This window comes from Pseudogracilibacillus amylolyticus (SeqCode), assembly GCF_051918545.1.
Lineage (GTDB): Bacteria > Bacillota > Bacilli > Bacillales > Amphibacillaceae > Pseudogracilibacillus.
Genome location: NZ_JBPPZG010000184.1, coordinates 1 through 7,700, shown reverse-complemented (window position 1 = coordinate 7,700; position 7,700 = coordinate 1). Strand labels below are relative to the sequence as shown.

At 35.4% G+C, this 7,700-nt stretch carries 5 protein-coding genes; all 5 read left to right on the top strand.

Features of this window, described 5'->3' with window-relative positions; all coding sequences use genetic code 11:
- The first annotated feature begins 128 nt into the window (after positions 1 to 128).
- A complete protein-coding gene (gene gyrA / locus ACPYKA_RS16495) occupies positions 129 to 2,627 on the top strand; it encodes a DNA gyrase subunit A (protein WP_479543311.1) in 2,499 nt (832 codons plus the stop codon).
- Between the two features lie 21 nt (positions 2,628 to 2,648).
- Positions 2,649 to 3,506: an HD-GYP domain-containing protein gene (locus ACPYKA_RS16490; protein WP_479543310.1), complete on the top strand. Its 858-nt coding sequence runs from the start codon at positions 2,649 to 2,651 to the stop codon at positions 3,504 to 3,506.
- Positions 3,507 to 3,748: 242 nt separating this feature from the next.
- Entirely contained in the window at positions 3,749 to 5,215 is a 1,467-nt protein-coding gene (guaB, locus tag ACPYKA_RS16485) for an IMP dehydrogenase (RefSeq protein WP_479543309.1), read from the top strand.
- A 106-nt stretch (positions 5,216 to 5,321) separates the two neighbouring features.
- The gene (locus ACPYKA_RS16480) at positions 5,322 to 6,650 is read left to right on the top strand and encodes a D-alanyl-D-alanine carboxypeptidase family protein (RefSeq protein WP_479543308.1); all 1,329 of its coding nucleotides are present in this window, start codon (positions 5,322 to 5,324) and stop codon (positions 6,648 to 6,650) included.
- A gap of 20 nt (positions 6,651 to 6,670) precedes the next feature.
- Positions 6,671 to 7,519, top strand: coding sequence for a pyridoxal 5'-phosphate synthase lyase subunit PdxS (gene pdxS / locus ACPYKA_RS16475; protein ID WP_479543307.1), 849 nt, complete (start codon positions 6,671 to 6,673; stop codon positions 7,517 to 7,519).
- Positions 7,520 to 7,700: the final 181 nt, after the last annotated feature.

Sequence of the window (7,700 nt, the reverse complement as noted above, 5' to 3'; positions counted from 1 at the left end):
CAGGACGTGTCGGTATTTAGTCGAAGTTCCCCTAATGCAGTGTCATTTTTACCGGACTTTTTGAACATCCTCTATAAGGAAATCTTTTTCTCCATAATTCAATTCATCCATCAGGAGGTTTATGTGAAGTGGAAGAACGGTTAAATGTTGAACAAATAAATTTAAGTCAAGAAATGCGCACATCCTTTCTCGACTATGCGATGAGTGTTATCGTTTCACGTGCTTTACCAGATGTTAGAGATGGTTTAAAACCAGTGCATCGCCGTATTTTATATGCGATGAATGAATCTGGCATGCATTCTGATAAGCCATATAAAAAATCGGCGCGTATCGTTGGGGATGTGATGGGGAAATATCATCCACATGGTGACTCATCTATTTATGATGCAATGGTGCGGATGGCACAAGATTTTAGCCATCGTTATTTACTTATTGATGGTCATGGAAACTTCGGCTCCGTAGATGGAGACTCCGCGGCTGCAATGCGGTATACGGAAGCAAGAATGTCTAAAATAGCGATGGAAATGTTGCGCGATATTAATAAAGATACAATTGATTATATGGATAACTATGATAGTACAGAAAAGGAACCAGTTTATTTACCTGCTCGTTTTCCGAATTTACTCGTAAATGGATCTTCTGGTATTGCGGTTGGAATGGCTACAAATATTCCACCGCATAATCTAGGAGAAACGATAGACGCAGTACTTGCACTAAGTGAAGATCCTGATATTACAATAGACGAACTAATGGAAAACCATATTCATGGACCTGATTTTCCAACTGCCGGGATTATTTTAGGTAGAAGTGGAATTAGGAAAGCTTATGAAACAGGTAGAGGTTCCATCACGCTTCGTGCAAAAGTAGAAGTTGAAGAAAATCCTAACGGCACTTCTACGATTCTTGTTACAGAAATACCGTATCAAGTGAATAAGGCCAAATTAATTGAAAAAATTGCTGAATTGGTCAGGGAGAAACGAATTGACGGTATTACTGAATTAAATGATGAATCAGACCGAAATGGTATGAGAATTGTCATGCGAATACGTCGTGATGTCAATGCGAATGTAGTGTTAAATAATTTATATAAATATACCGCATTACAGACAACTTTTGGGATTAATACATTAGCTTTAGTAGATGGAAAACCAAAAGTACTAACATTAAAAGAGTGTTTAGAACATTATTTAAATCACCAAATTGACATAATAAGAAGAAGAACGCAATTTGACTTAAACAAAGCGGAAGCACGTGCTCATATTTTGGAAGGATTGCGAATCGCTTTAGATCATTTGGACGAAGTAATAACACTGATTCGTAATTCAAAAACAGCCGATATTGCCCGAACAGGTCTAATGGAACGGTTTAAATTATCAGAAAAACAAGCACAAGCAATTTTAGATATGCGTTTGCAACGTTTGACAGGACTTGAACGTGAAAAGATTGAAGAAGAATATAAAGAAATATTAGCTTTAATTGAAGAATTAAAAGCAATACTAGCGGATGAAGAAAAAGTTTTAGCGATTATTCGTGAAGAGTTAACGGAAATTAAGGAAAAGTTTAATGATGAACGCCGAACAGAAATAGCAATGGGCGGTGTAGACTTTTTTGAAGATGAAGATCTAATCCCTGAAGAAAATATTATTATTACATTAACCCATAAAGGGTATATTAAACGTTTACCGTCAACTACGTATCGTACGCAACATCGAGGCGGTAGAGGTATCCAAGGGATGGAAACACATGAAGGTGATTTTGTTGAGCAATTAATTTCTACATCTACCCATGATACCGTGTTATTTTTTACAAATAAAGGAAAAGTATACCGTTTAAAAGGTTACGAGATTCCAGAATTTGGCCGAACAGCAAAAGGATTACCGATTATTAACCTTTTACAAATTGAAAAAGGAGAATGGATTAATACGGTAATAACAGTTAGAGAATATGACGAAAATGACTTCTTATTTTTTACAACTAAAAAAGGTCTTTCCAAACGGGTATCATTGCCACATTTTCAAAACATTAGACGTGGCGGATTAATTGCAATTAATTTACGTGATGAAGACGAACTGATTTCTGTTCGTTTAACCGACGGAACAAAAGATATTGGAATTGCTACAAAACAAGGGTACATCATACGTTTTGATGAAAAAGTTGTACGTTCGATGGGAAGAACTGCCTCTGGTGTAAAAGGAATTGATTTAAGAGAGAATGATGAAGTAGTATCAATGGAAATCATTGAAAAAGACTCTTATATTTTACATGTAACGAATAAAGGAATTGGAAAACGAACACTTGAAAATCAGTATAGAAAAACCAATCGTGGTGGAAAAGGCTACTATCTGTGCAGATTAACAGAAGAAACAGGACATGTTGTTGCAGTTAAAATTGCTAATGGCGATGAAGATTTAATGTTGATTACGATCCAAGGTGTGTTAATCCGAATTCCAGTTAAAGATATTTCCATTACAGGTAGAAACACACAAGGTGTAAGACTTATTCGTTTACAAGGTGAAGAAGAAGTAGCTACAGTTGCTAAGATAGCGGGAGAAGAAACAATGGAAGAAAACGCGGAAGAAAATGAGGTAGAAATAGAATCTGATTCGTCTGAGTTGAAAGAAGAATAGATCGTAAAGGAGTTATTAGAATTGGAAGTAGATGTGGCTCACTTAGCTCCAGGTATGGTTTTAGAAAACGATATCCTTGGGAAATCAGGTAATCCAATTGTAAAAAAACATACAAAGTTAACAGAAACCCATATTGAATTTATGAAACAATTTCTAATTGACAAAGTTTCTGTCACTCCTTTAGTGAAAGCTGATACTGATATAGCGCTAAAAACAGAGGAAAAACAAATAAATGAATATGAAAAAGCTGTTCGAGAATATAAAAAGTTATTTATCTCTTGGCAAAATAATGTACCAATTAATATGTATTTGGTCAGAAAATTTTTCATTCCACTGTTTGAAAAAGTTTCGGAGTTAAATATGAGGAGAATTATTTCTTTAGTTCCTCCACCCGAAACAAAAGATTATTTCTATGAGCGAACAGTATTAATGAGTATTCTATCTGTATATGTAGCGAAAAAATTAAATTTGGAGAAAAAAGATTGTTTACAAATTGGACTCGCATCTATATTAAGTGACGCTGGTATAGCAAAATTAAAGGGTCTCTCTAAAAACAAAAAAGTATCGAGAGAAAATATGCGACTCCACCCAATCTTTTCTTATCAATTGGTTGAAAATGAACCAACATTAACTCAAAATGCCAAATTAGCAATATTGCAACATCATGAGAATCTAGATGGTAGTGGATATCCTGCCAAAACAGCTGGTGAAAAAATTACAACTTATGCTCGAATAATTAATGTATGTGATTTATTTCTTTCGGTATATTCAAATAATACGAAGGAAATAATGGGTGTGTTAGAAGAGTTCAAAGATAATAAACTTGATCCAATTGTCGTAGAAAAGTTGGAAAGTGAATTAAGTCTTTTTCGTGAATAGATTTAAGAGCTCGCCTTAAGGGCAAGTTCTTTTTCTTTTATAAAATATAGGTTATTATTTTAATTAACGTTGATTAATTTTATGAGAAAAAATTATATTAGAAAACTTGGCTTATCGCCAAGCCCTGGCGAAAGCCTTAGTTGCACTTATGCAGTAGGAAAGTTTTATACTTTCTTATCTGCTAAAAAAGAAAACTGTAGGATCAAGTTTTCTTTATACACAATGAAAAGGAGGAAATATAATTGGGTAAATTTGCAAAAGAAGGATTAACTTTTGATGATGTATTACTAGTACCTGCAAAATCAGAAGTATTACCGAGAGAGGTTGAAATAAAAACTTCACTATCACCCAGTTTACAGTTGAAGGCACCATTTATTAGTGCTGGTATGGATACAGTAACAGAAGCGGATATGGCAATAGCAATGGCAAGACAAGGTGGATTTGGTGTTATCCATAAAAATATGTCGATCGATGAACAAGCCGAACAAGTAGACAGAGTAAAACGTTCGGAAAGTGGAGTGATCACCAATCCATTTTTCTTAACCCCAGAACATCAAGTATATGATGCAGAACATTTAATGGCTAAATTTCGGATTTCGGGTGTCCCTATCGTTAATAACGTAGAGGAACAAAAATTAGTTGGTATTTTGACGAATCGGGATCTCCGTTTTGTTGATGATTATTCGATTGTCATTTCTGAAGTGATGACGAGTGAAAATTTAATAACGAGTGAAGTAGGTACAACCCTTGAAGAGGCACAAAAAGTTTTACAAAAATATAAGATAGAAAAATTGCCGCTTGTTGATGAAAATAATGTGTTAAAAGGATTAATCACGATTAAAGATATTGAGAAAGTGATTGAATATCCTAACTCGGCAAAAGATGATCAAGGGCGCTTACTTGTTGGTGCAGCAGTAGGTGTAACGAACGATACAATGGCAAGAATTGAAAAATTAGTTGCTGCTCATGTCGATGTGATCGTAGTCGATACAGCACATGGTCATTCACAAGGAGTGCTTGAAGCGGTTAGAGATATTAGACAGAAATATCCTGATTTAAATATTATCGCCGGTAATGTTGCAACAGCGGAAGCGACTAGAGATTTAATTGAAGCAGGCGCAAATATTGTAAAAGTTGGAATAGGTCCTGGTTCTATTTGTACAACCCGTGTTATTGCAGGGATTGGAGTACCACAAATAACTGCAATCCATGATTGTGCAGAAGAAGCAAGCAAACATGGGGTACCGATCATTGCTGATGGAGGAATTAAGTTTTCAGGTGATGTTGTAAAAGCATTAGCTGCTGGTGCACATGCAGTTATGCTTGGAAGCTTGTTTGCCGGGGTAACAGAAAGTCCTGGAGAAATGGAAATTTTCCAAGGTAGACAATATAAAGTTTATCGAGGTATGGGTTCCATTGGGGCGATGAAAGCAGGTTCAAAAGATCGCTATTTCCAAGATGAGAATGATGTTAAAAAATTAGTCCCAGAAGGTATTGAAGGAAGAGTAGCATATAAAGGTTCTCTTGCTCAAACGATGGATCAATTAATCGGTGGTCTTCGTGCCGGTATGGGCTATTGTGGAACAAAAGATTTAAAGGATTTACGAGTTGACTCACAATTTATTCGGATCACGAATGCGGGATTAAAAGAAAGTCATCCACATGAAATTCAAATAACAAAAGAAGCACCAAATTACTCTTTAAATTAACCGATCTTACGACAATTTTAATAAATTTTAATAAATTAGGCATTTGCTAAACGCTCATTTCGTGATAAAATAACTAGGGGTAAAAATATACGGAGGTAAAAGTAAATTGAATAACATATTAAGGACAAAGGGCTGGCATTTTCTAATTGTTTCTTTCTTTGCCCTTCTGCTTATCTTGCAACCAGATGTTACTAAAGTAGAAGCGAAAGCTGTTGAAACAAAAGCAGAATCCGCGATAATTGTTGACGTTAATACAGGGAAAGTTTTATATGCCAAAAATGAAAATGAGGCATTACCTCCTGCAAGTATGACCAAAATGATGACCGAATACATTGTTTTGGAGAAAATTGATCAAGGTGAAATTGATTGGAACACAACAACACAAATCAGTGATTATGCATATAGTATTTCAGCAAATAATAGCTTCTCCGGTGTTGGTTTAAGACAAAATGTAGATTATACCGTAAAAGAATTATATGAAGCGATGGCGATAAATTCAGACAACGCAACTTCAATTGCACTTGCAGAATTAATTGCAGGTTCTGAGGGTGAATTTGTTAAATTAATGAATCAAAAAGCCGAAGAAATGAATTTACCTGATTTTAAATTCGTTAATTCAACTGGGCTTGACAATGAATCTTTAGATGGTAATCATCCAGAGGGAACAAAGGCGGATGATACGAATCTATTATCTGCTCGTTCGGCAGCACTTCTTGCTTACCATTTAGTAAGTGACTATCCAGAAGTACTGGATATATCTAGTATTCCAGAAACAAAATTTGATGACCAGACAATAAAAAACTGGAATTGGATGTTGCCACATGATGCAACATATTTAAAACAATATTATTATGAGGGTGTAGATGGTCTAAAAACAGGTCATACTGATTTGGCGGGATATACATTTACATCAACAGCAACACAAAAAGACCGTCGCCTTATAACTGTTGTCATGAAAACAGCTAGTGAGGACGAACGATTTAAGGAAACAGCAAAGTTATTAGATTATGGATTTAGTCAATTTGATGTTACGGAGTTATTTAAAGCAGGTTATCAATTACAGGATAAACCTTCTGTCCCAGTTACAAAAGGGAAAGAAAAAACAGTTGATATTGCATTAAAAGAAGATATTTCTATTCCAATTGAAAAAGGTACAGAGGAAAGTTATCGTATAGAATATAATTTCGATGAAAGTGCTTTTAATGAAAATGGTGAACTTGTTGCTCCAATTAAAAAAGGAGACAAAGTTGGTACTGCCGAGCTTGTATTTGACGGTGGGGAAGAATTTGGATATATTTTAGATGGTGAGAATAAAGTATCCGTAGATCTCGTAACAACTAGTGATGTAGATAAGAAAAATTGGTTTTCACTCATGTTAGGAGCAATCGGACAGTTTTTCGTTAACTTATATGATAAATTTATGGGATTGTTTTAAACGATAAGGGGGATATTAATATGATTGATTTTAAAAGAGGCGGCGTAATTATGGACGTCGTGAATGCTGAACAAGCGCGTATAGCTGAGCAGTCGGGTGCTGTAGCCGTTATGGCACTAGAACGGGTGCCTTCTGATATTCGTAAAGAAGGTGGAGTAGCTCGAATGGCAGACCCAACAATAACAGAAGAGGTAATGAATGCTGTCTCTATTCCTGTAATGGCTAAAGGAAGAATCGGTCATATTGTTGAAGCCCGTGTTCTAGAATCTATGGGTGTCGATTGTATTGACGAAAGTGAAGTATTAACTCCAGCTGACGATGTTTTCCATATTAACAAATCAGATTTCACTGTTCCATTCGTATGTGGATGCCGTAATATTGGTGAAGCAGCACGTCGAATTGGTGAAGGAGCTGGAATGCTACGTACAAAAGGTGAACCTGGAACTGGAAATATTGTCGAAGCGGTTCGTCACTTACGACAAGTTCAAGCAGAAATTAAACAATTAACATCGATGAGTGAAGATGAGGTTATGGTATTTGCACGTGATAATCAAGCGCCTTTTCATGTTTTAATGGAAATTCGTGAAAAAGGTCGTTTACCAGTTATTAATTATGCAGCTGGAGGTGTTGCAACACCGGCAGATGCAGCGTTAATGATGGAATTAGGTGCTGATGGAGTATTTGTTGGCTCTGGTATCTTCAAATCAGACAACCCTGAAAAATTTGCCAAAGCAATCGTTCAAGCAACAGAAAATTATCAAGATTATAAATTAATTGCTGAATTATCAAAAGATCTAGGCACAGCTATGAAGGGAATTGAAATGAGTTCTTTAGAAGGATTTGACCGCATGGCTGACCGAAGCAATTAAGCGTTAATTTTAATAATAAATGCTATTTTGATAAATAATAGAAAAAATGTAGTGATAGGAAATAGTAACAATTTATTTTTGTTAAAGAGAGTCGATGGTTGGTGAAAATCGATCAAAAATAATTGTGAATCCATCCTTGAACAGGTTTATGATAAATAAACCCGGAAATTTGTGCCGTTAC

Coding starts and splice junctions, on each gene's coding strand:
- pdxS (WP_479543307.1), top strand. CDS start 6,671: ATGATTGATTTTAAAAGAGGCGGCGTAATTATGGACGTCGTGAATGCT.